General features: G+C 60.4%; 21 protein-coding genes and 2 riboswitches. Of the genes, 3 read left to right on the forward strand and 18 right to left on the reverse strand.

Features of this window, described 5'->3' with window-relative positions; translation table 11 throughout:
• Positions 1 to 37 precede the first annotated feature (37 nt).
• From purN to ACFQZG_RS12330, 16 genes are all read right to left on the reverse strand, one after another.
• Positions 38 to 661, reverse strand: coding sequence for a phosphoribosylglycinamide formyltransferase (purN, locus tag ACFQZG_RS12255; RefSeq protein WP_378152814.1), 624 nt, complete (start codon positions 659 to 661; stop codon positions 38 to 40).
• Positions 658 to 1,704: a phosphoribosylformylglycinamidine cyclo-ligase gene (purM, locus tag ACFQZG_RS12260; protein ID WP_378152816.1), complete on the reverse strand. Its 1,047-nt coding sequence runs from the start codon at positions 1,702 to 1,704 to the stop codon at positions 658 to 660. Before purM ends, purN begins: the two co-directional genes overlap by 4 nt.
• A gap of 937 nt (positions 1,705 to 2,641) precedes the next feature.
• On the reverse strand, positions 2,642 to 4,141 hold the full coding sequence (gene purF, locus ACFQZG_RS12265) for an amidophosphoribosyltransferase (RefSeq protein WP_378152818.1): 1,500 nt from the start codon (positions 4,139 to 4,141) through the stop codon (positions 2,642 to 2,644).
• Between the two features lies 1 nt (position 4,142).
• Positions 4,143 to 6,398: a phosphoribosylformylglycinamidine synthase subunit PurL gene (gene purL / locus ACFQZG_RS12270; protein ID WP_378152820.1), complete on the reverse strand. Its 2,256-nt coding sequence runs from the start codon at positions 6,396 to 6,398 to the stop codon at positions 4,143 to 4,145.
• Positions 6,376 to 7,068, reverse strand: a complete 693-nt coding sequence (gene purQ / locus ACFQZG_RS12275) for a phosphoribosylformylglycinamidine synthase subunit PurQ (RefSeq protein WP_378152822.1) — start codon at positions 7,066 to 7,068, stop codon at positions 6,376 to 6,378. Before purQ ends, purL begins: the two co-directional genes overlap by 23 nt.
• Before the next feature lie 6 nt (positions 7,069 to 7,074).
• Positions 7,075 to 7,317: a phosphoribosylformylglycinamidine synthase subunit PurS gene (purS, locus tag ACFQZG_RS12280; RefSeq protein WP_378152824.1), complete on the reverse strand. Its 243-nt coding sequence runs from the start codon at positions 7,315 to 7,317 to the stop codon at positions 7,075 to 7,077.
• 40 nt (positions 7,318 to 7,357) lie between these two features.
• On the reverse strand, positions 7,358 to 8,239 hold the full coding sequence (locus ACFQZG_RS12285; RefSeq protein ID WP_378152826.1) for a phosphoribosylaminoimidazolesuccinocarboxamide synthase: 882 nt from the start codon (positions 8,237 to 8,239) through the stop codon (positions 7,358 to 7,360).
• A 214-nt stretch (positions 8,240 to 8,453) separates the two neighbouring features.
• The gene (gene purB, locus ACFQZG_RS12290; RefSeq protein ID WP_378152828.1) at positions 8,454 to 9,749 is read right to left on the reverse strand and encodes an adenylosuccinate lyase; all 1,296 of its coding nucleotides are present in this window, start codon (positions 9,747 to 9,749) and stop codon (positions 8,454 to 8,456) included.
• Positions 9,750 to 9,755: 6 nt separating this feature from the next.
• Positions 9,756 to 10,925 (reverse strand): 5-(carboxyamino)imidazole ribonucleotide synthase, encoded by a 1,170-nt coding sequence (gene purK / locus ACFQZG_RS12295; protein ID WP_378153336.1) that lies wholly within the window; start codon positions 10,923 to 10,925, stop codon positions 9,756 to 9,758.
• A 71-nt stretch (positions 10,926 to 10,996) separates the two neighbouring features.
• On the reverse strand, positions 10,997 to 11,485 hold the full coding sequence (gene purE, locus ACFQZG_RS12300) for a 5-(carboxyamino)imidazole ribonucleotide mutase (protein WP_378152830.1): 489 nt from the start codon (positions 11,483 to 11,485) through the stop codon (positions 10,997 to 10,999).
• A 164-nt stretch (positions 11,486 to 11,649) separates the two neighbouring features.
• Positions 11,650 to 11,750, reverse strand: a riboswitch (purine riboswitch).
• Positions 11,751 to 12,021: 271 nt separating this feature from the next.
• Positions 12,022 to 13,428, reverse strand: a complete 1,407-nt coding sequence (locus ACFQZG_RS12305; RefSeq protein WP_378152832.1) for an NCS2 family permease — start codon at positions 13,426 to 13,428, stop codon at positions 12,022 to 12,024.
• Positions 13,429 to 13,568: 140 nt separating this feature from the next.
• Positions 13,569 to 13,669, reverse strand: a riboswitch (purine riboswitch).
• 219 nt (positions 13,670 to 13,888) lie between these two features.
• The gene (gene guaA / locus ACFQZG_RS12310; RefSeq protein ID WP_378153338.1) at positions 13,889 to 15,409 is read right to left on the reverse strand and encodes a glutamine-hydrolyzing GMP synthase; all 1,521 of its coding nucleotides are present in this window, start codon (positions 15,407 to 15,409) and stop codon (positions 13,889 to 13,891) included.
• A gap of 109 nt (positions 15,410 to 15,518) precedes the next feature.
• Complete coding sequence (locus ACFQZG_RS12315) at positions 15,519 to 16,046, reverse strand: peroxiredoxin (protein ID WP_378152834.1); 528 nt, start codon at positions 16,044 to 16,046, stop codon at positions 15,519 to 15,521.
• Positions 16,047 to 16,148: 102 nt separating this feature from the next.
• Positions 16,149 to 16,937: an ABC transporter permease gene (locus ACFQZG_RS12320; protein ID WP_378152836.1), complete on the reverse strand. Its 789-nt coding sequence runs from the start codon at positions 16,935 to 16,937 to the stop codon at positions 16,149 to 16,151.
• Between the two features lie 7 nt (positions 16,938 to 16,944).
• A complete protein-coding gene (locus tag ACFQZG_RS12325) occupies positions 16,945 to 17,739 on the reverse strand; it encodes an ABC transporter permease (RefSeq protein WP_378152838.1) in 795 nt (264 codons plus the stop codon).
• Positions 17,732 to 18,805 carry an ABC transporter ATP-binding protein gene (locus ACFQZG_RS12330; protein WP_378152840.1) on the reverse strand — a complete coding sequence of 358 codons (1,074 nt, stop codon included), beginning with the start codon at positions 18,803 to 18,805 and terminating at the stop codon, positions 17,732 to 17,734. The genes ACFQZG_RS12325 and ACFQZG_RS12330 overlap by 8 nt, the downstream gene beginning before the upstream one ends.
• A 152-nt stretch (positions 18,806 to 18,957) precedes the next feature.
• On the opposite strand from ACFQZG_RS12330, the gene ACFQZG_RS12335 reads away from it, so the two are divergent.
• Together ACFQZG_RS12335 and ACFQZG_RS12340 are read left to right on the forward strand one after the other, a co-directional pair.
• The gene (locus ACFQZG_RS12335) at positions 18,958 to 19,974 is read left to right on the forward strand and encodes an LCP family protein (RefSeq protein ID WP_378152842.1); all 1,017 of its coding nucleotides are present in this window, start codon (positions 18,958 to 18,960) and stop codon (positions 19,972 to 19,974) included.
• A gap of 3 nt (positions 19,975 to 19,977) precedes the next feature.
• Positions 19,978 to 21,285 (forward strand): glutamate-1-semialdehyde 2,1-aminomutase, encoded by a 1,308-nt coding sequence (locus ACFQZG_RS12340; RefSeq protein ID WP_378152844.1) that lies wholly within the window; start codon positions 19,978 to 19,980, stop codon positions 21,283 to 21,285.
• A 76-nt stretch (positions 21,286 to 21,361) separates the two neighbouring features.
• Here ACFQZG_RS12340 and ACFQZG_RS12345 read toward each other — a convergent pair whose 3' ends face one another.
• Entirely contained in the window at positions 21,362 to 22,738 is a 1,377-nt protein-coding gene (locus ACFQZG_RS12345; RefSeq protein WP_378152846.1) for a WG repeat-containing protein, read from the reverse strand.
• A gap of 25 nt (positions 22,739 to 22,763) precedes the next feature.
• Entirely contained in the window at positions 22,764 to 23,786 is a 1,023-nt protein-coding gene (locus tag ACFQZG_RS12350) for a sulfate ABC transporter substrate-binding protein (protein WP_378152848.1), read from the reverse strand.
• 296 nt (positions 23,787 to 24,082) lie between these two features.
• Here ACFQZG_RS12350 and ACFQZG_RS12355 point away from each other — a divergent pair, with 296 nt between their 5' ends.
• The gene (locus tag ACFQZG_RS12355; RefSeq protein WP_378152850.1) at positions 24,083 to 25,168 is read left to right on the forward strand and encodes a sulfate ABC transporter substrate-binding protein; all 1,086 of its coding nucleotides are present in this window, start codon (positions 24,083 to 24,085) and stop codon (positions 25,166 to 25,168) included.
• Positions 25,169 to 25,230 lie beyond the last annotated feature (62 nt).

The following is a 25,230-nucleotide window of genomic DNA, read 5'->3' on the forward strand; positions in this document are numbered from 1 at the left end:
CGTCCTTTCGATTATCGCTTGCCGTTGATCGGCCGGCTTAGCCTTGCGCGATCGTCACGTGTCTTCCGTTCAGAGAGACGCGCCCTGCGGCGATCAGTCTCACGACTTCCGGCAGCAACGCGTGCTCGATCTTCTGGATGCGGGCGCCGAGCGTTTCCTTCGTGTCGCCTTCGAGCACTTCGACCGCGCGCTGGGCGATGATCGGTCCCGTGTCCGTGCCTCCGTCGACGAAGTGAACGGTCGCCCCGGCGATTTTGGCGCCGTAGGCGATCGCTTGCCCGATGCCGTCCATGCCCGGAAAAGCAGGGAGAAGAGCCGGGTGAATATTGATCATCCGTCCGTAGTACGGCTCGACGAGCACGTTCGTCACGAGGCGCATATACCCCGCCATGACGATCAGGTCGATGCCCGTCTCTTGCAGCTTCGCCACGATCTTCTCTTCGTAAGCTTCGCGGGACGCGTATTCCTTCGGACGGAATTCGTAGGTTTCGATATGGAATGCCTTGGCGCGCTCGAGCACGTACGCGGACGGCTTATCGCACACGACGAGCGAGATCGTCGCGTCGATGCCGCCTTGTTGCACGGCTTCGGCTAACGCCTGAAAATTACTTCCGCTCCCGGAAGCGAATACCGCTACTTTCAGCGGTCCGGTTCGACTCATGGAAGCTCAACGCCTTCGAACGTAACGATCTTGCTGCCTTCCGTCACGGTACCGATGCGGTACGCTTGCTCGCCTTGCGCCTTCGCGATGCGGATCGCTTCTTCGGCTTGGTCTGCCGGAACGACGAGCACCATGCCGATGCCCATGTTGAACGTCGTGTACATGTCGCGGTCTGAGATCGAGCCGTCGCGCTGCATCAGGTTGAACACCGGTAGAACCGGCCAGGAGCCGCGGGTAACGTCGACGTTAACGCCTTCCGGGAGGACGCGCGGAATGTTCTCGATGAAGCCGCCGCCCGTAATGTGCGCCATGCCTTTGATCTTCACGCTCTCGAGGATGTTGAGGATTTGCTTCACGTAGATGCGGGTCGGCTCGATCAGCACGTCGCCGAGCGTCTTGCCTTCGAGCTCGGTCAGCTTGTCCGTTAGGGAATAACCCTTCTGTTCGAGCAGCAATCTGCGCACGAGCGAGAAGCCGTTCGAGTGGATGCCGCTGGACGCGAGGCCGATGACGGCGTCTCCCGCCGCGATCGTCGATCCGTCGATCGCTTTCGGACGATCCACGATGCCTACGGTGAAGCCGGCGATATCGTATTCGCCTTCGCTGTACATGCCCGGCATCTCTGCCGTCTCGCCGCCGATGAGGGCGCAGCCCGCTTGCTGGCAGCCGTCCGCGATGCCCTTGACGATCGCTTCGATCTTCTCGGGGATGATCTTGTCGCACGCCAGGTAGTCGAGGAAGAAGAGCGGCTCCGCGCCGGTGACGATGACGTCGTTGACGCACATCGCGACCGCGTCGATGCCGATCGTGTCGTGCTTGTCCATCGCGAACGCGAGCTTCAGCTTCGTGCCGACGCCGTCCGTTCCGCTGACGAGCACGGGCTCCTCGTACTTGTCTTTGTTCAGGCCGAACAGCCCGCCGAATCCGCCGAGTCCGGTGAGAACTTCGGGACGGAACGTTTTCTTGACGTGTTTTTTCATCCGCTCGACGGCTTCGTTGCCCGCGGCGATGTCGACGCCGGCTTGTTTGTAGGCTTCGGACACAATTGTCACTCCTCGTTTTGTGTGGCTCTATTGTTCGCTGCTGCGTGACGAACGATCGGGTTTCGCCGCTGTTGCGGTCAGGTGACTGGAATGAATGGATGAATGTTTTCACCTGACCGCAAAGGCAGGCGCTTCGCTCTACACCCGATCGTTGTCCCTCCGCTGCTCCTAGCCACCTTGTTAAGTCGTACTATCTATCGTCCTCCGCGGGACAAGCCCGCGTCGAAAATCTTGGTGGGGCAACTCCGCTGGGGGGTTAACCCTTCGGCGATGGTAATCGCCTTCGGGGAGGCGATTTAGCGGTACCATACACCGTTACTTCGGCGCGAGCCCCTCAGTTTCGCGAATTAACGGTATCACACACCGTTACTTCGACGCGGGACCCTCGGTTTCGCGATTTAGCGGTATCACACACCGTTACTTCGGCGCGGGACCCTCGGTTTCGCGAATTAGCGGTATCACACACCGTTACTTCGGCGCGGGACCCTCGGTTTCGCCAATTAGCGGTATCACACACCGTTACTTCGGCGCAGGACCCTCAGTTTCGCGAATTAGCGGTATCACACACCGTTACTTCGGCGAGAGACTCTCTGTTACGCAATTTAGCGGTATCACACACCGTTACTTCGGCGCAGGACCCTCAGTTTCGCGAATTAGCGGTATCACACACCGTTACTCCGGCGTTGGACCCTCGGTTTCGCGATTTAGCGGTACCCTGCACCGCTACCCGTTATCGCGACGATGGCGCCAGCCGAGAGAGCGGTGTCCTAAGCCCCTATACCTTATCGTCCCCAAGCGACGGAGGGACAACCATCGGGTGAAGAGCGAAGCGGCCGCCTTTGCAGTCACGTGACTACCTTGGTGTACCCATTCCAGTCACGTGACTGCAACAGCGGCGTAACCCGGTGGTTAGTCCTGCAGTCGCGCCCCCGGACGATTAATCACAACTACACGAAGTCAGCTTCGCTTCCTCGAACCGAACCGGCGTCGGGTAGTCGTTATTGAAGCACGCGAGGCACAAGCCGCCGTTCTTCTCGTTCTCGTGAGCGCCGATCGAGTCGATGAGGCCTTGCTCGCTCAGGAAGTAGAGCGAGTCGGCGTTGATTGCCTGGCGAATCTCCTCGACCGTCTTGCTCGACGCGATCAGGTCCGCCGGGTTCGGAGTGTCGATGCCGTAGTAGCACGGGTTCATGAACGGCGGAGACGTGATGCGAACGTGCACCTCGAGAGCGCCGGCTTCGCGAAGCATGTTCACGATGCGCAGCGACGTCGTGCCGCGAACGATCGAGTCGTCGATCATGACGACGCGCTTGCCTTCGACGACCTTGCGGACCGCCGACAGCTTCATTTTGACGCCTTTTTCGCGCAGCTCTTGGGACGGTTGGATGAACGTACGTCCGGTATATTTATTCTTAATAAGGCCGAGTTCGTAAGGGATGCCCGTCTGCTCCGCGTAGCCGATCGCCGCGGAGATCGACGAGTCCGGCACGCCGGTGACGATGTCCGCGTCGACGAACGCTTCCTGCGCGAGCGTCTGCCCCATGCGCTTGCGCGACGAGTGCAGGTTCACGCCGTAGATGTCGCTGTCCGGACGCGCGAAGTAGATGTACTCCATCGCGCATATCGCGCGGCGTTCCAGCTTCGCGAACCGATCCTCGCGCAAGCCGCCCTGGTCGAGCACGAGCAATTCGCCCGGCTGGACGTCCCGCACGTACTCGGCGCCGATCGTCTCGAGCGCGCAAGATTCCGAAGCAAAAATATACGCCTCGCCCAGTCTGCCCATAACGAGAGGACGCAAGCCGTGCGGATCGCACGCGGCGATCAGCTTGTCCTTCGTCATGATCAGGAACGCGAAGCCGCCGATCAGGCGCGCGAACGCGTCCTTGACCGCTTCGACGAGATCCTTCGGCGACCGCGCGATCAAGTGCGCGATGACCTCGGTGTCGCTCGTCGTCTGGAAGATCGAACCGCTCTCCTCGAGCTCGCGCCGGATGCCCGGCTCGTTCACGAGGTTGCCGTTCGTGCACACCGCGAGGTCGCCCCCGCGGTACTTGAACACGAGCGGCTGCGCGTTGCCGAGCATGCTCGATCCGGAAGTCGAGTAGCGCACGTGGCCGATGGCGACGTCGCCGCGCAGACCTTCCAGCGTGTCCTTCTCGAATACTTCCTTGACGAGACCCATGCCCCGGTGATAGTGGAACTTGCCGTCGTCCGACGTGCAGATGCCACAGCTTTCTTCGCCGCGATGTTGTAGCGCATGCAATCCGAAGAAGGAAATGTTGGCGGCTTCGGGATGTCCGTACACCCCGAATACGCCGCACTCCTCCTTCAATTTATCGAAGATCGAATCCCGATTGCTGACGTTGCCTTCGTTGTAGTAGTCTCCGGTCCAGAAGCGTTGCACTGCCGTCCCTCCGTTCGCCGATCGAGTTGTCATTTTATTGCTTGTTGCCGTTCATGTAAGCAGGGATCGCCGATTTCCATACGCCGCGCAGCTCCGCGATCGGAGCGTCGATTGCCGTATGGCCTCCAACGGACACTTTCAACCGGTCGCCGCCGACGACGCCCAGCCGTTCGACCGATACGCCTGCCGCGGCGATCGCCGCTGCCAACGCATCCGCCTTGTCAGGCTTAGCGGACAGCAGGATGCGCGATTGCGATTCGCTGAACAGCGCGATATCCGGACGTAGGTTCGAACCAAACGTGACGTCGGCGCCAAGGCCGCGGCCGAAGCCGGACTCCGCCAACGCCGCCGCTAAGCCGCCTTCGGACAAATCGTGCGCGGAAGCGACCAAGCCGCTTTGGATCGCGCCAAGTACCGCGCCTTGCAGCTTACGTTCCGTGGCCAGATCCAACTCCGGAGGACGGCCTTCCGTTACGCCGTGAACCGCGTATTGGAACTCGGATCCGCCGAGCTCCGCCTTCGTCTCGCCGAGCAAGAAGATGACGTCGCCTTCGGCTTTGAACTCTTGCGTCGTAATGTGGTCCGTATCGTGAACGAGGCCGACCATGCCGACGACCGGCGTCGGGTAGATCGCGCCGTTGCGGTTCTCGTTGTACAGCGACACGTTGCCGCCGATGACCGGCGTCTCGAGGACGCGGCAAGCTTCCGCCATGCCGTCGACCGCTTTCTCCATCTGCCAGAAGATCTCGGGCTTCTCCGGGCTGCCGAAGTTCAAGTTGTCCGTGATCGCCAGCGGTTCGGCGCCGGAGCAGACGATGTTGCGTCCCGCTTCCGCTACCGCGATGCGTCCGCCGACTTCCGGATCCAAGTAGACGAAGCGGCCGTTGCAGTCCGTCGTCATCGCGAGCGCCTTGCGCGTGCCGCGAATCGTCACGACCGCCGCGTCCGAACCCGGACGTACCGCCGTCGACGTGCGAACCATGTAGTCGTATTGGTTGTAGACCCACTCTTTGCTCGCGAGCGAAGGGGAGCCGAGTACTTTGAGCAGCGCCGCGTTCAGATCGACTACTTGCTCGTAGCCGTTCGTGTCGATGGAGCCGTTCTTCAGGTAGTATTCCGGCACGCTGGACGGTTTATTGTAGATCGGGCAATCGTCGACGAGCGCCTTAACCGGCATGTCGCCCACGAGCTCGCCTTTGTGGAACAGCTTCAAGCGGCCGTCGTCGGACACTTTGCCGACTTTGGCGCAGTGCAATCCCCAACGCGCGAAGATGCCTTTCGCTTGCTCTTCGTGCTGCGGCTCGCAGACGAACAACATGCGCTCTTGCGACTCGGACAGCATCATCTCGTACGCCGTCATGCCTTCTTCGCGTTGCGGCACCTCGTCGAGGTACAGCTCCATGCCGTTGCCGGCCTTGGAAGCCATCTCCGCGCTGGAGCAAGTGAGGCCGGCCGCGCCCATGTCTTGGATGCCGAGGACGATGCCGGAATCGATCAACTCGAGCGTCGCTTCCATGACGAGCTTCTCCATGAACGGATCGCCGACTTGTACCGCGGAGCGCTTCGCTTCGGACTCGGCCGTCAGATCTTCGGAAGCGAACGTCGCGCCATGGATGCCGTCGCGGCCCGTTGCCGGTCCGACATAGAACACCGGGTTGCCGATGCCCTTCGCGACGCCGCGTTGGATCTTGTCGTGGTCGATCAGGCCGACGCACATCGCGTTGACGAGTGGGTTACCCTCGTACGCTTCGTCGAACATGATCTCGCCGCCGACCGTCGGGATGCCGATACAGTTCCCGTAGCCAGCGATGCCGCTGACCACGTGCTCGAACAGGTAGCGCACGCGATCGTTCTCGAGACGTCCGAAACGCAGCGAGTTCATCAGAGCTACCGGACGGGCGCCCATCGAGAAAATATCGCGGATAATGCCGCCGACGCCCGTCGCCGCGCCTTGGTAAGGCTCGACCGCGGACGGGTGGTTGTGGGATTCGATCTTGAACACGACCGCTTGGTTATCGCCGATGTCGACGATGCCCGCGCCTTCGCCCGGTCCCATGAGGACGCGTGGTCCCGTGATCGGGAAACGCTTCAAGAGAGGCTTCGAGTTTTTATATGCGCAATGCTCGGACCACATGACGCTGAATACGCCGATCTCGGTGTAGTTCGGCTTGCGGCCCATGAAGTCGCAGATGAGGGCGTATTCTTTGTCGGACACGCCGAATTGCTTGTATATTTTCTGCTCCGCGATTTGCTCTACGGTAGGTTCTTTAGCGGACACTTGCTGCGCCATTGCGTTCCCTCCAAGCGTTAAGTACTGACGTGAACATGCGAACGCCGTCGTCGGAGCCGAGAATGTCGGCCACGGCGCGTTCCGGGTGCGGCATCATGCCGACGACGTTGCCGGCCAAGTTAGAGACGCCCGCGATGCCGTCGACGGAGCCGTTCGGGTTCTCGCCCGCATAGCGGAATACGATCTGGTTGTTCGCCTTGAGCTGCTCGAGCGTCGCGTCGTCGACGTAGTAGCTGCCTTCGCCGTGAGCGATCGGGATGTCGATGACGTCGCCCTTCGCGTAGCCGTTCGTGAACGCGGTCGCGTTGTTCTCGACGACGAGGTCCACTTGGTGGCAACGGAACTTGAGCGAGTTGTTGCGGATGAGCGCGCCAGGGAGCAGGCCCGCTTCCGTCAGGATCTGGAAGCCATTGCAGATGCCGAGGACAAACTTGCCGGCTTCGGCAGCCTTGCGTACTTCGGCCATGACCGGAGCGAATTGCGCGATCGCGCCGCAACGCAGGTAGTCGCCGTAGGAGAAGCCGCCCGGCACGAGGATCGCGTCGTACTTGGACAGATCCGTCGCCGTGTGGAACACGTAGTCGACCGGTTGGCCGATCGTGTCTTCTACCGCTTTATAGCAGTCGATGTCGCAGTTGGAGCCCGGGAATACGAGGACAGCGAAGTTCATGGAGTCTCAGCCCTCCAATTCGAAGCGATAGTCTTCGACGACCGTGTTCGCCAGCAATTTCTCGCACATTTCCTTCAGTTGCGCTTCCGCTTTCGCGCGGTCGTTGCCCTCGATTTCGACTTCGAGGTACTTGCCAATGCGGACTTTGCCGACTTCGCCGAAGCCCATCGTGTGAAGCGCGCCTTGGACGGCGTTGCCTTGCGGGTCGAGCACGTTTTCCTTGATCGTTACGTATACTTTCGCTTTCATGAGTTCTCCTCCTGAAAATGGGGTTATAGGTATAGTCGTTCTATTCCATCAGCCTGCGAGCGATATCGCGATACCGGTCGGTCGTCGCTTGCACGACTTCGTCCGGCAGCCGCGGCGGCGGGCTGTTCTTGTCCCAATCCGAACCGGCGAGATACGCCCGTACCGGCTCCTTGTCCATGCTGTCGATCTCGACGTCCAGCGCGTACTTCTCCTGCGCCCAGAAGCGCGAGGAATCCGGCGTGAACAGCTCGTCGATCAAGATGACTTGACCGTCGACGATGCCGAACTCGAACTTGCAGTCCGCGAGGATGATGCCGCGTTCCGCGCAGTAGTCGCGTCCGAAGGTGTACAGCTTCAACGTGCGATCGCGAAGCTCTTCCGACAGCTCCAAGCCGACGCGACGAGCCATCTCTTCAAACGGGATGTCCTCGTCGTGGCCGACGTCGTTCTTGCCCGCCGGGGTGAAGATCGGCTCCTCCAGCTTCGAGTTCTTGCGAAGCCCTTCGGGAAGCTTGATGCCGTTCACTTCGCCGTTCCCCTGATACTGCCGCCAACCGCCGCCCGTTATGTAGCCGCGGACGACGCACTCGATATCGATCCTTTGCGCTTTGCGGCTTACCATGATGCGGCCTTCGAGCTTCTCCGGCTCCGTCACCAGATCGCCGAGCAGCTTCACGTCCGTGTGGACGACGTGGTTCGGTTGAACCCCGGCCGTCTGCTCGAACCAGTACGCGCTCAGCGTGTTGAGCACGCTGCCTTTGCCGGGAACCGGCGGGTCGAGCACGTAGTCGAACGCGGAGATGCGGTCGGTGACGACGATGAGCAGATGCTCGCCGAGGTCGTACAGCTCCCTGACTTTCCCCTTGTGAATGAGCGGGGCATTGACGAGCCCTTCGGCCGTCGCTAACGCTTGGATGGACATGATGGCCTCCCCATGATCGCGATTGTTAGCGGTTGTTCAAAAAGTCGACTTTTGATCACGAAGCAGACCAAGAAGCGGATTCGACATCGAATCTTGCGTTCACCTTCGAAGTCCGGTGCTCATGTAGGTTTGCCTACACTCCGCTCCTCCTTCTTCAGGTTCACGCAACTTTCTCGGTGCTGAAAAGCCGTCTTTTTGAACTCGCATTGTTCGTTTATTTCAAACCGAGCCGGTCGAAAATCGTGTCCACGTGCTTCAGATGCCACGTCGGGTCGAAGCAGTCGGCAATCTCTTCCTTGCTAAGCAATTCCGTGATGGCCGTCGTCTCCGAGACGATGTCGCGGAAGTCGCGTTGCTCTTCCCACGCTTGCATCGCGCGAGGCTGCACCGTGTCGTAAGCCTGCTCGCGGGCGAGGCCCTTGTCGATGAGCTTCGTCATGACGCGGCCGGAGAACGGCACGTTGTACGTGCGGGCCATGTTGCGCTTCATGTTCTCCGGGAACACCGTCAAGTTCTTCACGATGTTGCCGAAGCGGTTCAGCATGTAGTTGAGCAGCATCGTCGCGTCCGGCAGAATGACGCGCTCGGCCGAGGAGTGCGAGATGTCGCGCTCGTGCCACAGCGGCACGTTCTCGTATGCGGTCAGCATGTGGCCGCGAATGACGCGGGACAAGCCGCTCATGTTCTCGCAGCCGATCGGGTTGCGCTTGTGCGGCATCGCGGACGAGCCCTTCTGTCCTTTGCCGAACGGCTCTTCCACTTCGCGGAACTCGGACTTCTGCAAGCCGCGGATTTCCGTAGCGAACTTGTCGATGGAAGACGCGATGAGCGCCAGCGTCGCCATGTACTCCGCGTGACGGTCGCGTTGCAGCGTTTGCGTCGAGATCGGCGCGGCTTTGATGCCCAGCTTCGCGCAGACGAATTGCTCGACCGCCGGATCGATGTTCGCGTACGTGCCGACCGCTCCGGACATTTTGCCGAATTGGACGCCGTCCGCCGCGCGCTCGAACCGCTCGAGGTTGCGCTTCATCTCTACGTGCCACAGCGCCAGCTTGAGACCGAACGTCGTCGGCTCGGCATGGACGCCGTGCGTGCGCCCCATCATCGGGGTCGACTTGTATTTGATCGCTTGATCGCGCAGGATGGCGATGAAGTTCTCGATGTCCTTCTTCAAGATCGCGTTCGCCTGAAGCAGCAAGTAGCCGAGCGCCGTGTCGACGACGTCGGTGGACGTCAGGCCGTAGTGGACCCATTTGCGCTCCGCGCCCAAGCTCTCGGATACCGCGCGAGTGAAAGCGATGACGTCGTGGCGAGTTTCTTGCTCGATCTCGTAGATACGGTCGATATCGAACTTCGCGTCGCGGCGCAATACCACGGTGTCCTCGTGCGGGATGTGCCCGAGCTCTGCCCATGCTTCGCATGCTGCTAATTCAACCTCGAGCCAGGCTTGGAACTTGTTCTCTTCGGTCCAGATTGCCCGCATCTCGGGGCGGCTGTAACGTTCGATCATGATCGGTTAAACCCTCCATATATCTGATTGGGAGATCCATTCAAGCGCCGCCTCGACGTTCGGGGCGAGCACGTTGATATGGCCCATCTTGCGCATGTGTTTCGCTTCCGCCTTGCCGTACAGGTGAACCTTCGGCTCCACGCCGAGCTTGCCGGCGACCGCATCGTGCGACTGCATCCATTGCATCAGCGGCTCCATGTGCTCGCCGAGGATGTTCGCCATGACGACCGGCGTCAGCAGCGACGCGTCGCCGAGCGGCAGATCGCAGATCGCGCGCACGTGCTGCTCGAACTGCGAAGTCCGGCAAGCTTCCATCGTGTAGTGGCCGGAATTGTGCGGCCGCGGCGCGAGCTCGTTGACGAACAGCTTGCCGTCGGCCGTGACGAACATCTCGACCGCGATCAGCCCGACGACGCCGAGCGTCTCGGCGATCGACACCGCCAGCCGCTCGGCCTCGGCGATCACTTCCGCCGACTCGCGGGCCGGCACGATCGAGAGATGAAGGATATTGCGAACGTGAACGTTCTCGGCCGGCGGGAACGTCCGGACTTCGCCGGACGGCCGGCGCGCCGCGATTACGGATATTTCCTTGTCGAAGCGGATGAACTGCTCGAGCACGAGCTCGGTGCCCGTCTTCCGCGCTTCTTCCCACGCGGGCGCCAGCTCGTCCTCGCCGCGCAGCACCCACTGGCCTTTGCCGTCGTAGCCGCCGGTCGCCGTCTTGAGCACCGAAGGCAAGCCGAGCCGGGCAACGGCCTCGCGCAAGCTCTCCAAGCTTACGATCTCCGCGTAAGGAGCGACCGTCGCGCCCGCCGCCTCGATCGCGCGCTTCTCGCGCAGCCGATGCTGGGTCGTGTAGAGCAATTGGCTGCCTTGCGGCACGTACGACTCCGTCTCGAGCATCGCCGCCACGTCCGCGTCGACGTTCTCGAACTCGTACGTGATAACGTCCGAGCGCTTCGCCAGCTCTCTGGCCGCCTCGCGGTCGTCGTACTTCGCGACGATCTGAGCCGCCGTCTGCCCGCAAGGCGAATCCGGCGTCGGATCGAGCGTCACGAACTTGTAGCCGAGCCGGTTGCCCGCGTGCGCGAGCATGCGCCCGAGCTGGCCGCCGCCGAGGACGCCGATCGTGGCGCCCGGCATGATCTTGCGCGGCGCGGCCGCCTTGGCGTCCATCGGCTCGCAGCCGTCGATGCCGCAAGCCTCGCCATCTCCGTCGAACAGACTATCCAACCGAATCATCTCGCTCATCCCGGCAGCTCCGCGTTATCGAGCACGTCCTGCATGATGCGCGCGCGTCTGGCGGCGACCTTCGCTTGCACGCCGGCGTCGAACGACCCGATCATCTGCGCCGCGAGCAGTCCCGCGTTCGTCGCGCCGGCCGCGCCGATCGCTACGGTCGCGACCGGAATGCCGCCCGGCATCTGCACGATCGACAGCAACGAATCGAGCCCGTTCAACGCTTTCGATTGAACGGGCACGCCGATGACCGGCAAGACGGTTTTGGAAGCGACCATGCCGGGCAGATGCGCGGCGCCTCCCGCTCCCGCGACGATGACCTTCAGGCCGCGCTCGGCCGCTGTTTCCGCGTACTCGAACATCAAGTCCGGCGTACGGTGAGCGGATACGACCTTCTTCTCGTACGGAATCTCCAACTCGTCCAGGATGTCGCAAGCCTTTTTCATCGTGTCCCAATCCGAAGTGCTTCCCATGATAACGCCAACCAATGCCGACATGCTTCCACCCTTCCCAGGTGCATAATGGTATGATAAACGCGCAAAAAGACCGATGGGCATACTGTCAGCATTCCCCGATCGGCCACTCCTCTCTCTATGGCAAACGGAAGGACGGACGACAACACAAAGCCCGAACCTGGATGGGTCCGCGCTTCTATTCGCCTATCATTCGACATTCGCCGCGTAGTCCGGAAATTAGGGTTTCCGGGTAGAGACTCATCGGGCCGATCCCCGACATTATACGCGTATTTAATTCGCTGTCTAGCAGCGGGTAATTTGCTCTTGTAACGTTACTAAGTTTACCCCACATCTGATAGGTTGTCAAACAAAGACGAACACTCCGGGAGTCATGAAATATTAATGTTCGGATTTAGACACATCCTCGCGAACTCTGCCCATTATGCCTTCGACAATATCCGAACAATGCCACCGGCGACCCTGTCGAAAGTGCGCCAACCGCATGAAAAAACCGCCGTCTCTTCCTATGGAAAGGAAGAAACGGCGGAATCGATGCGCGCCTATTCGGTTAAGCGGGTTTAGCCTTGCGAACCGATGAACGCGTAGCGCGCGACCACGAGAATCGCGAGCACCCACATCAGCCAGTGGACTTTGTACTTGCCTTTGCCGAGCAGATTCACGGCCGTCGCAAGAACGACGTAGGAGACGATGCCGAACGAGATGCCGTTGGCGATGTTATACGTGAACGGCATCAACACGATCGTCAGGAACGCCGGAATCGCGATCGTGTAGTCTTGGAAGTCGATCAGCTTAACCGATTGCAGCATGAGCAGGCCGACGATGATCAGCGCCGCCGCTGTCGCCGGGCCGGGAATCAGGGCGATGACCGGCGCGAGGAACAATGCGGCGAGGAAGAATATGCCCGTCGATACCGCCGTCAAGCCGGAACGTCCGCCTTCGGCTACGCCCGCGGCGCTCTCGACGTACGCGGTCGTCGTGCTCGTGCCGAGCAACGCGCCGCCGCTTACCGCTACCGCGTCTACCAGCATCGCTTTGCCGACGCGTTTGTTGCCTTCGACGGGGTCTTTCATCAAGCCGGCGCGGTTCGCCGTGCCGACTAGCGTGCCGAACGTATCGAACAGCTCGACGAACGTGAACGTCGCGACGATCGAGATAAGGCCCGTCGTCATGACGCCTTCCCAGTCGAAGTTGGCGAACGCGACTTTATCGAGTTCCGGGATCCATGGCGTCAAATCCGTGTTGATGTCGGTCGGTACGTAGGACGAGCCCATGATCATGCCGATGATCGTCGTGCCTAGAATGCCGAACAGGATCGCGCCTTTAACGCGAAGAACCATCAGGATGGAGATGAGCGCCAGACCGATCAGCACGAGCTGAACGCCATGGTTCTCGAGCGAGCCCATGTGGAACACGGTCTCGAAGAACGCCACGTCCGTGAACTTGTGCGCCGGAATGTCGGCCCCGGCTTCGACGCCAACCGTGAGCAGGCCGCTGTTTTTCAAACCGATGATCGTAATGAAGAGACCGATGCCTACCGTAATCGCGTGCTTCAAGCCGTCAGGCATCGCGACCAGCAGCATCTGGCGCACCTTCGTAAGCGTAAGTAGGATGAAGATAAGCCCCGAGATGAATACGGCCGTCAGCGCGATCTCGAACGTAACCGGCGAACCGGACGCTTGGGAGCTCAGAATAACGGATGCGAAGTACGCGTTAAGTCCCATGCCCGGCGCTACCGCGACAGGGAAGTTAACGAACAAGCCCATCGCGATCGTGAAGATGCCCGCAGCGAGCGCGGTAGCCAGGAAGATCGGATACCATTCCGCTCCCGGCACGGATCCGAAGCCCGTCAGGGTGTTCGGGTTAACCGCCAGTATGTACGCCATCGTCATAAAAGTCGTAAGACCCGCCATGATCTCTGTGCGTACGTTCGATCCCAGTTCTTTCAGCTTAAAGAAACGTTCCATGTGTTTCGACAAGCTCCCTTCAATTGGTTAGTTGATGGTTGAAACTAAGGCAGAACATACAAAAAACCCAGAAGATGACACCTCTAGGTTCCGCACAACTGGGAAAAACCATACGTTCGGGGCGCGCGCTGCCCGTATAGCATGACTCTTCCACTTCCCGTAGCCAGATCATTTGCGGTGACCTCGTAGATACTTCCGGGCCGATTCCCGGAATTATACGAAAAGAGATATTCAGTTGTTAGTTCACTCTCATTCTAGGACCAAGTACCTTGTCTGTCAATGAATATTACGAATATTGTAACCGCTTAACCTGATCGAACGTTCGGAATTATCTCATAATTAGGCGGGATTAGGCTGAAAAACACGCAAAAACGCCCCAGCCGGGTTGCGACGGGGGCGGTTCGGTTCCAACTATGTCGAATACTGTCATGCCTTGATCAGTACGCGGGACGTTTCCCTCTTATTCCCACTCGATCGTCGCCGGCGGTTTGGACGTAATGTCGTAGACGATCCGGTTGACGTTCTGCACCTCGTTGACGATGCGATTGGAGATCTTCTCCAGCACGTCCCAAGGGATGCGCGCCCAGTCCGCGGTCATGCCGTCGATCGACGTAACGGCGCGAATGCCGACCGCGTACGAGTACGTGCGGCCGTCGCCCATGACGCCTACGCTCTTCATGCCCGGCAATGCCGTGAAGTATTGCCAGATCTCGCGATCGAGACCGGCTTTGGCGATCTCGTCGCGCAGAATCGCGTCGGATTCGCGCACGATCTCGAGCTTCTCCGGCGTGACTTCGCCGAGCACGCGGATCGCGAGACCCGGTCCCGGGAACGGCTGACGCATGACGATCGCTTCCGGCAAGCCGCACTCGGCGCCGACTCGGCGAACTTCGTCCTTGAACAGCGTCTTCAGCGGCTCGATCAGCTTGAACTTCATGTCTTCCGGCAAGCCGCCGACGTTATGGTGCGACTTGATCGTCTGGGCCGTGGCCGTGCCGCTCTCGACGATGTCGGTGTACAGCGTGCCTTGCGCGAGGAACGTGAAGTCGTCGAACTTCGCGGACTCTTCCTCGAACACGCGGATGAAGTCCGTGCCGATGATTTTCCGCTTCTTCTCTGGATCGTCCACGCCCTTCAGGTTGCCGAGGAACCGCTCGCTGGCGTCGATCTTCACGACGTTCATGCCGAACTTGCCGACGAACGTCTCCATGACGCTCTCCGCTTCGCCCTTGCGAAGCAAGCCGTGGTCGATGAACATGCAAGTCAACTGGTCGCCGATCGCCTTATGGATCAAGATCGCCACGACGGAAGAGTCCACGCCGCCGGACAGCGCGCACAGCACCTTCTTGTCGCCGACTTCGTTGCGGATTTCCGCTACCATATCGTCGATGAACGAGCCCATCGTCCAGTCGCCGCGGCAGCCGCACACTTCGAACAGGAAGTTGCCGATCATCTCGTTGCCTTGCACCGAGTGGCGTACTTCCGGATGGAACTGCACCGCGTAGAAGTGACGGGACGCGTCGCTCATCGCCGCTACCGGCGCATGCTCCGTGCTCGCGTCGACGCGGAAGCCTGCCGGCAGCTCCGTGACGTGGTCGCCGTGGCTCATCCATACCGTCTGGCGACGGTCGAGCTTCTTCGCGAGGTGCGCGTCTTCGATGAAGTCGATGTCCGACTTGCCGTATTCGCGCTTGTGGGCGGGCTCGACTTTACCGCCGAGCTGGTGCGTGATCAGTTGCATGCCGTAGCAGATGCCTAAGATCGGAATGCCAAGGTCGTAGATCGCCGGATCGACTTGCGGCGCTCCTTCCGCGTATACGCTGGCGGGTCCGCCGGAGAAGACGATGCCTTTAGGCTGCAGCGCCCGGATCTTGTCGACCGAGACGTTGAACGGCAGCAATTCGCTGTATACGCCTAGATCGCGAATACGGCGGGCGATCAGTTGGTTGTACTGGCCGCCGAAGTCCAATACGACGATCATTTCGTGCTGATTCGTAGTCACTTGTAAACCGAGCCTCCTGCAATCAATTGAATGTATTATAGCCGTGCGGCTTTCGCAGCGTCAAGGTTGCGCGGGCGTCGCGGGAGGCTTAGTTCTTCTTCGCCGGACGCTTGCGCTTGTTCAGCGCGCGGATCGCGGCGACGACTTCGTCGACGTGGCCCTTCACCTTCAGGTTGCGCCACTCTTGGACGAGCTTGCCGTTCTCGTCGATCAGGAACGTCGAGCGCACGATGCCCATGTAGACTTTGCCGTACAGCTTCTTCTCCTGCCATACGCCGTACAGGTCGCAGACGCGGTGATCGACGTCCGCCAGCAGCGGATAGGTCAGGCCGTACTTGTCCATGAACTTGCGGTGGGATTTCAGATCGTTCGTGCTGATGCCGAGAATGACCGTGTTCTCGTCTTCGGCGGCCAGCACCGCGCTCGCGTCCCTGAAGTCGCACGATTGTTGGGAGCATGCCGGCGTAAGATCCTTAGGATAGAAGAAAATAACGACTTTGCGGCCGCGGTACTCGCCGAGCTTGACCTTAGCCTTGTCCGGTTCGGCCGGTACGATGGCGGGGAGCTCGAAGTCCGGCGCCTTGCGGCCGACTTGCGGGGGATGCTTGCTTGGCATGTGCGATAGTCCTTTCCATTGCGCTTGCGTGTGGCGTATTGCGTATTGCGTTAGGATTCAGCTTACCACTTCGGCGGGGAAAAAGGGAACACGCGCAGCGCCCTAACTCCCCGCACCGCGGTACCGGCGAACCCCGCTGTTCCAGAACAGGAGGCCGAGTCCGCCGACGACGAGGCCGACGGCTGGAGTGAGCAACGACAGCGTCACGTCCTGATGCCGGTCGAGGAAGAACGACGCCGGGTAGACGCCGACGAACGCGAACGGCAGCAGCCACGTCAGCAGGAAGCGAATGCCCTTGTTGTAGATCTGGACCGGATAGCGGCCGTAGTTCTGAATGTTGTAGATGAGCGGCACGATGCCGGTCGGCGCGTCGGAGTAGAACGAGATCGCCGCCAGCGCCGTGTACACGCCCGCGTAGACGAGCGTCGATCCGAGCACCAGCAGCGCCAGAATGAAGGGATCGTACCACTCGAACGGCATGCCGAGCGTCGTCCATGCCGAGCCCATGATCGCGAGTCCGACGAACGCGCCGATGAGCGACGGCGGATCCACGTTCTCAAGCATGATCTGCACGAGCGAATGCGCCGGCCGCGTCAGCACGCGGTCCATCTCGCCCTTGGCGATGTAGCGCTCGCCGAAGTTCCACAAGTTGAAGAACGTCGTGAACAAGCCGTACGGGATCATGAAGTAGCCGTACACGAAGACGACTTCCGCCTGCGTCCAGTCGCCCAGCGCCGGCGTGTGCAGGAACACGACGAAGATGAAGATCAGGTTCATCGCCGAGAAGAGCAGGTCGCTCACGACTTCCACCCAGAAGTCCGCTCGGTAGGTGAGCTTTGTTTTCAAATAATTGCCGATATATTCGCGGAACAGCGATAAAGTAAATTTCATGCGCCGGTCAACCTCCTTGCACGAACAGCCTGCGGCGCGCGGAGCGCCACATGGCCATGATCGGTAGAATGAGCACGGCGAACCAGACGACCTGAACGAGCAGCGCCTGCCAGACGTCGGCGCCGTTCAGCCGTTCCGTGAACACGGAGCTCGGCAAGTACGTGATCGCCGGGAACGGCAGCCACTCGAGCGCCGACTGCGCCCACAGCGGGAAGAACGCGATCGGCAGCAGCACGCCCGACAGCAAGTCGAGCAGGATCCGCTTCATGCGCATCATGCCCTCGTTGTTCTCGACGAAGAAGGCGAACAGGCCGGTCAGGATGTTCAGCTGCGAGTTAATGAGGAAGCTGAACCAGAGCATGACGATGAACACGACGTAACGCATCGGATCGCTGGGGAACGAGATCGGGAACAGCAGCGACACGACGATCATCCCCGGAATCATGAACAATCCGAAGCGGAATAGACCCTCTCCGAAGCCTTGCATCATTTTCACGATCAGGTAGTTGTACGGACGCGTCATCTGGACCGCCAAGCTGCCGTCGCGGATGTCGTTCGAGATTTCCCTGTCGAGGTTGTTGAAGTAGAACGCGCGCCCCATCCACGACACCGCGACGTACGTCGTCATCTGCGCCACCGTGAAGCCTTGGAGCGTATCCGATTCCCCGTAGATCGCCTGCCATAGAAAATAGTACGCCCCGATATTGATCGCGTAGATGACGATGCCGCTATAATAGTTCACCCGGTAGGCGAGCATCATGAGGAACCGGATCCGGATGAGCTCCAGATAAGCGCTAGCCACGGGCGCCCGCCCCCGCTTCCGCCTTCTCCGGCTCGGACTCGGCGACCGCATCGCGCTTCGGCGCTTCGGCGCTGCCCGATTGGTAGATCTCGCGGACGATCTCGTCCGTGTTCGTCTCGAAAATCTTGATGTCGCTAATGTCTAGCCGCGTGCCGACGACGCGGGAGAGCACCTCCGACACGTTCAGCTCGCGCGGCAGCCATACCTTCGCGGTCTGCTCGTTGTCCATCGTCCACCGAACCTCGAGGCCGCTCGTCAATGCGCTCATCGCCGACAGGGTGACCGGGTCGTTGAACTGGAACTGCACTTCCCGCCCTTTGCCCCAGCGCGTCTTCAGCTCCTCGAGCCCGCCGTCGTATATAATACGTCCGTCGTCCAGCATAATAACGCGAGAGCAGAGCGCTTCGATATCTTGCAGATCGTGCGTCGTCAGCAGAATCGTCGTCCCGTGCTCGCGGTTCATCCGCTTCAGGAATTCGCGGATCTCCGTCTTCACGACGATATCGAGGCCGATCGTCGGTTCGTCGAGGAACACGATCGACGGATTATGCAGCAGTGCCGCCACGAGCTCGCAGCGCATCCGCTGGCCGAGACTGAGCTTGCGCACCGGACGGTTGAGCAGCTCCTGCAGATGAAGCGTCTCGACCAATTCGTCCAACCGGCGCTTGAAGTCCGTCTCTCCTACACGATACACCTTGCGCAGCAGCCGGAACGATTCGATGACGCCGATGTCCCACCAGAGCTGGCTGCGCTGGCCGAAGACGACGCCGATGCCGCGGACGAACGTCTCGCGGTCCTTGTACGGCACGTACCCGTTCACGAGCAGCTTGCCCGACGTCGGAACGAGAATGCCGGTCAGCATCTTGATCGTCGTCGACTTGCCCGCCCCGTTCTCCCCGATATAACCGCATATCTCGCCTTGCGGAATATGGAAGCTGATATCCTTGACCGCGGTCACCTCGGTGTGCTCGCGCTTGAACAGATCCTTGAGCGCTCCCTTAAGACCCTCGCGGTTTTTTTGCACTTTGAACTGCTTTCTCAGCTCGTTCACTTCGATCGCTAACATCGTTACCTCCCGGCGAAACTTGCTTGTCCCGCATGCGAAACTTTATAATTCCTATGATGTAATCTTACCTCACTAATGATTCAGCTTACAATGCCGCCCGCGATTCCGATACGTACGCAGGTTCAGACATGAGAAGCGGAGAGGAATGACAGATGTCTAAAAAATGGAAGTATTCGTTGTTCGGCGTTCTTGCCGTGCTGTTCCTGGCGTTCTGCTTCATCGGCTGGTGGGTATTCCGCATGGCCAACGTCGCCGATAGCGCCCACAAGTCCAACGAGGAATCCCGGTTCAGTCAGATCGAGAGCAAGCCGGAGTACAAGCCGCCCGAATGGGAAGGCTCCGAGCGCGTCAACGTGCTGCTCATGGGCGGAGACGAACGCGGACTGCGGGAGGGCGAAGTCGCCCGTTCCGACTCGATGCTCGTCGTTTCTCTAGACCCGCAGAAGAAGACCATCCACTTGTTCTCCGTCCTGCGAGACACGTGGGTCGAAATTCCGGGCTATCACGACAACCGCGCGAACGTCCCGCTCTCGCTCGGCGGACCCGATCTGGCGATGAAGACGATCGGCAACATGCTCGGACTCGACATCCAGTATTACGCGTACGTCGACTTCCAAGGGTTCATCAAGCTCGTGGACGCGATCGGCGGCATCGACTTCTACGTCGAGAAGGACATGCATTGGTCCGATTCCGCGGACGACCACAAGTACGATATCAATCTGAAGAAGGGCCAACAGCATCTCGACGGCGATCACGCGCTGCAATACGTGCGGTTCCGCCACGACAGGCTGTCCGACTTCACGCGTACCGGACGCCAGCGCGAGTTCCTCGGCGCGATCGCCGACAAGCTGAAGTCCGGCTGGAACCTCATCAAGCTTCCGGACATTCTGGGTAAGGTCGTCCCGTACGTCGAGACGAACATGTCGTCGCGCGACATGCTGAAGCTGGCGACGCTCGGCTACAAGTCGCATCAAGCCGGCTCGGCGCAAGCGCCGCCGTCGGAGCTGCTCGCCGACGAGAAGATCGGCGGCTCTTCCGTGCTGGCCATCAGGGACAAGGACGCGTTGAAAGGCTTCGTCCAGCAGACGCTGGCTACGGATACGAGCTTGCCGGAGGCGACGCCGTCGCCTTCCGCGCCGCAAGCTAGCGGCCAATCGGGAGGAGAGTAACGGATGCAACCACGCGTAAGATCCGCGGAGCTATACGAACAAGCGCAGCGCCATATCGTCGGCGGCGTCAACAGCCCTTCCCGCTCGTTCAAGGCGGTCGGAGGCGGAGCGCCCGTCTTCATGGAACGGGGAGAAGGCGCGTACTTCTGGGACGTGGACGGCAACAAGTACATCGATTACTTGGCCGCGTTCGGCCCGATCATTACCGGCCACGCCCATCCGCACGTAACCGAGGCGATCGTGAGAGCCGCGCATAACGGCACGTTGTACGGCACGGCGACCGAGCACGAGATTCGGCTGGCGGAAATGCTGAAAGCCGCCATTCCGTCGATGGACAAGGTCCGGTTCGTCAACTCCGGCACGGAGGCGGTCATGACGACGATCCGCGTCGCGCGGGCGTACACCGGCCGCAGCAAGATCATCAAGTTCGCCGGCTGCTACCACGGCCACTCCGACCTCGTGCTCGTGGCGGCCGGCTCCGGACCGTCGACGCTCGGCATTCCCGATAGCGCGGGCGTGCCGGCGAGCATCGCGAGCGAAGTCATTACGGTTCCGTTCAACGACTTGGACGGTTTGCGGGAAGCTTTGGGCCGCTGGGGAGACGACGTCGCGGCCGTCATGGTCGAACCGATCGTCGGCAACTTCGGCATGGTCATGCCGCGCGAAGGCTTCCTTGAAGGGCTATGCAAGCTGACCCGCGAAGCCGGCGCGCTCGTCATCTACGACGAAGTCATCTGCGCGTTCCGGTTCCATTACGGCTCGGCGCAGACGTACGCCGCCTTCCCCGACCAAGACGCGATCCGTCCCGATCTCACCGCCCTCGGCAAAATCATCGGAGGCGGCTTGCCGATCGGCGCCTACGGCGGCCGAGCGGACGTCATGGAGAAGGTCGCGCCGCTCGGTCCCGCCTACCAAGCGGGTACGATGGCGGGCAATCCGGCTTCGATATTAGCCGGCATCGCTTGCCTCGAGGTGCTGCAGCAGCCAAGCGTCTACGAGAAGATGGAGCGTCAAGCGATCCGTCTCGTAGAAGGTTTACGGAACGCGGCCGGCAGCAACGGCGTGCCGCTTACGATCAATCGGATCGCCGGCGCTTTCTCGACCCACTTCTGCGATCATCCGGTCACGAACTACGACGAGGCTCAAGATACGGACGGAGAGCGGTTCGCCGGCCTCTTCCGCCTGATGCTCGAGCAAGGCGTCTACCTCGCGCCTTCGAAATACGAGGCGTGGTTCCTGACGACGGCGCATACCGACGCGGATATCGACGAGACGATCGCGGCCGCGGAGCGCGCGTTCGCGCGATTATAACGTCCATACCGAAGACCGGCATCCCCGGAGCGCGCAGCGCTTCGGGAATGCCGGTCTTTTTTGTTATTACGCAGACTTAATGCGCAGGCGCGTCGCCGAGAATGTCGCCTTGCGCGTTGATGACGACGGGGCCGGTGGCGACGTTCACGACGGCGAAGCCGTTATCGAAGTTGCCCGCCGCGTCGAATTGGGCCGGAATGACGACTTTGCCTTTGAGGTCGATATAGCCGTATTGGCCGTCTTCCTCGAACGACGCGAGGCCGTCATGGAAGTTGCCGACGTCGTAGTAGGAAGTCTCCAGCACGGTCTCGCCCTTCGCGTTCACGTACTTGAACGCTCCGTCCGCCTCTACGGGCGCCAAGCCCTCGTTGAACGAGAACGCCTTCGAGTAGACCGGCGCGATCGCCGCTTCGCCCTTGGCATTGACGAAGCCGAACGAGCCTTCTCCGTTCTCGCCCTCCGCCTGCACGAGACCGAGGCCCGCGCTGAAGTCGGACGCGCTCTGATAGACCGGCTTGATTACCGTCGCTCCCGTGCGATCGATATATCCGTATCTGCCTTCGACTTGAACGGCGGCCAACCCTTCGGAGAAGTAGAACGCATCCTCGTATTGCGGCGCGATCGTTTCTTTGCCGGCATGGTCGATATAACCGAACGCGTCGCCTTTGCGAACGAGCGCCAGCCCCTCGGAGAAGTCGTACAGCTCGTCGTAGCCGGTCGGCGTCAACACCGACTCTCCCTTGGCGTTAATATACGATGCGGTTCCGTCCTTGACCACGAGCGCCACGCCGTCGGCGAAGTCGTAAGCTTCGTCGTATTGCAGCGGAATCGCCTGCTTGCCAAGCGAGTTGATATAGCCGAACTTGCCATCGAGCTTCACGATCGCGAGCCCTTCATGGAAGCCGTTCGCCACTTCGTATTGCGCCTCGATGGCGCGTTCGCCGAACACGTTGACGTAGACTTGCTTGCTGCCGATCGCGATCGGATGCAGCTTCGGCGTAATCCGCAGCTCGGACGTCGCGGCATCCTTGTCGGCGGAGGCGCCGAACAGCTTGGCGACCGCGGCGGCCGGCACCCATAACGTGTTCTTCTCGATGACCGGAGCCGGATAGATATCCGCGCGCTGCCCGTTGACGCTCGCATAATACGAGAGATGCGTCAGTTGAACGGAGCGTTGTCCCTGCTTGAGCGTGACCGCTCTCAGCGCGGGGTCCCATTCGACCGTCGCGCCGATCGCGGCGGCGAGAAGTCTGGCCGGCACGAAGTCGGTTTGTTCGATATTGCGGACCGTCCATCCGGATTGCGCGACGCCGTCGACGGTGACGGCGACTGCCGCGTTGGCCGCATGGGCCGAGGAGGCAGGACCGAAGCTTGCGATTTGGATCGCCGTCAGCGCGGCCGCGGCGAACAATGCTCCCTTGCCGATCGTGGAACGATTGCGCGTGATCGTCATCGTACACTACCCCTTATCGATTGGATTATTTGATATAAATTTGGTCGAACACGCCTTTGTCGGCGAAGAACTTCGCTTGCGCCTTATCCCATCCTCCGAACTCGTCGATCGTGATGAGGTTCAGTTTCGGGAAATTCTTCTCGAATTCTTTCGCTATTTTGGCGTTGATCGGACGGTAGAAGTTTTTCGCGGCGATGCGCTGTCCTTCTTCTGTATACAAGTAATCCAGATAAGCGGTCGCCACTTGGCGCGTATCGTGCTTGTTCACGTTCTTCGTAACGACGGCGACCGTCGGTTCCGCCAGAATGCTGATCGACGGCGTGACGATCTCGAACTTGTCGCCGTACTCCTTCTTGACCAAGTACGCTTCGTTCTCCCATGCGATCAGGACGTCGCCGATTTCCTTGCCCACGAACGTATTCGTCGAGCCGCGGGCGCCGGTATCGAGGACGGGGACGTTGGCGAACAGCTTCTTGATGAATTCCTTCGCCTTGTCCTCGCTATTGTTGTTGTGCTCGAGGGCGTAGCCCCAAGCCGCCAGCAAGTTCCACCGAGCGCCGCCGGACGTCTTCGGATTCGGGGTGATGACTTTGACGTCGGACCGGACGAGATCGTTCCAATCCTTGACCTTCTTCGGATTGCCTTTGCGAACGAGGAATACGATCGTGGACTTGTATGGCGCGCTGTTGTTGGCCAAGCGCTTCTGCCAACCTTTGGCGATCAAGCCCTTCTGTTCGATCGCGGACACGTCGTATTCGAGCGCCAGCGTCACGACGTCCGCTTCCAAGCCGTCGATTACCGAGCGGGCTTGGGCGCCGGAGCCGCCGTGGGATTGCTTGACCGTCACTTTCTGGCCGGTTTTCTTCTGCCAGTACTTGGCGAATGCGGCGTTGTACTCTACGTACAGCTCTCGAGTAGGGTCGTACGATACGTTCAACAGCGTTACGCTTTTTTTCTCGGTCTTTTTGGTGACGGCACCAAAGACGGTCGTGGAGGACAGGATGAATGCGAATGCGATGAAGAGGATGAGGCGAATCGACTTTTTCATGCGAATGACTCTCCTTATAATAGGATCTCTTCTTCGGATAACGACCGAAGGCCTCGGCTCCGCCACGCCCCCCGGAACATACGGGTAGCCTTGACGGATCAACCGAGGCCTCCGGTGTACCGGTCGGCGCGTTTGGCGCGATCCATTTCGAATGACTTCATCATATTTCAGACTATTCCTAGTTGTCAACTATGAATTAATCGTTGACATCGGCAATCTTCCGTTGATACAATCTGCACAGATATCCAATTATTTCTATGGGATTTATACCTAATGAGAACAAAGGGGAATTGTCCATGTATCCACGTCTACGCGAACTACGCGCGCGTTACCTTCTAGGCGGCTTGTTGGCCGCCCTGCTTCTCGCTACCTCCGCCTGCTCCGGCGGGGCCAATAACGAACCGGCTGCCGTCTCCGAAGAGCCGGTCCCGTCGTCCGACTACGGCAAGCCCGTTCAATTGGTGAACGCGGTAGCGAACGGCGCGGCGGAACTGTTCAAGGCGATCGACGCCTCGTTCGCGCAAGATTGGAAGGAACGCACCGGCCAGGACGTGACGGTCGAGCAAGCCGCCGGCTTATCGGCCGCGCACGAGGCCGCGATCGTAGACGGTACGTTGCAAGCGGATCTCGCGACGCTGGGCGTCGGCATCGACATCGACGCGATTCAAGCCGGCGGCAAGATCGGCGAAGGCTGGCAGCAGCGCTACGACTACAACAGCTCCCCGTTCGAGACGGCCGTCGCGTTCGTCGTTAGAACCGGCAATCCGAAGGGTATCGCGGAATGGGAAGATCTCGTAGGCTCGGACGCGCAGGTTGTCGTCGCGAACCCCGCGACCGATTCGGACGCGCGCTGGTACTACGCGGCGCCTTGGGCGTATTCGCTAGACCGGACGCCGGAGGACCAGGAAGCCGCTTCGGCATTCGTGACGAGCTTCCACGAGCGGGTAAGCTTGCTCGCGCAGGACGATCAAGCAGCCGAGAACGCGTTCTTGACCGAGAACCAAGGCGACGTATGGGTGACGACCGAGAGCAATGCTCTACGGCTCGCGGCAGGCGCGGGCCAAGGGAAAGTCGAAGTCGTCGTCCCCGCCGTCACGCTTAAGGTCGAGCCGATCGTCTCCGTCGTCGACGCCAACGCGGACGCCAAGGGGACGAGGGAAGCCGCCAACGGCTACGCCGACTTCCTGTTCACGGAGAAGGCGCAGACGCTCGCGGCCGAGCACTTCTACCGCCCGCGCTACGCTTCGGTCGCCGAGCTGTTCGCGGACCGGTTCGCCGAGACGACGCTGCTCACGGTCGACGATAACTTGACCGGCTGGGAGGATCTCCAGGCTGCGCTGTTCGCGGACGGCGGACTTTACGGCAGCTTGCCTGCCAAATAAAAGAAACAAGGGCAACCTTCGGCTCTCGCCGTCGGTTGCCCTTCATCGTTCGCTAGCATGAT

Source organism: Cohnella sp. GCM10027633, assembly GCF_042675445.1.
Classification (GTDB): Bacteria; Bacillota; Bacilli; order Paenibacillales; family Paenibacillaceae; genus Cohnella.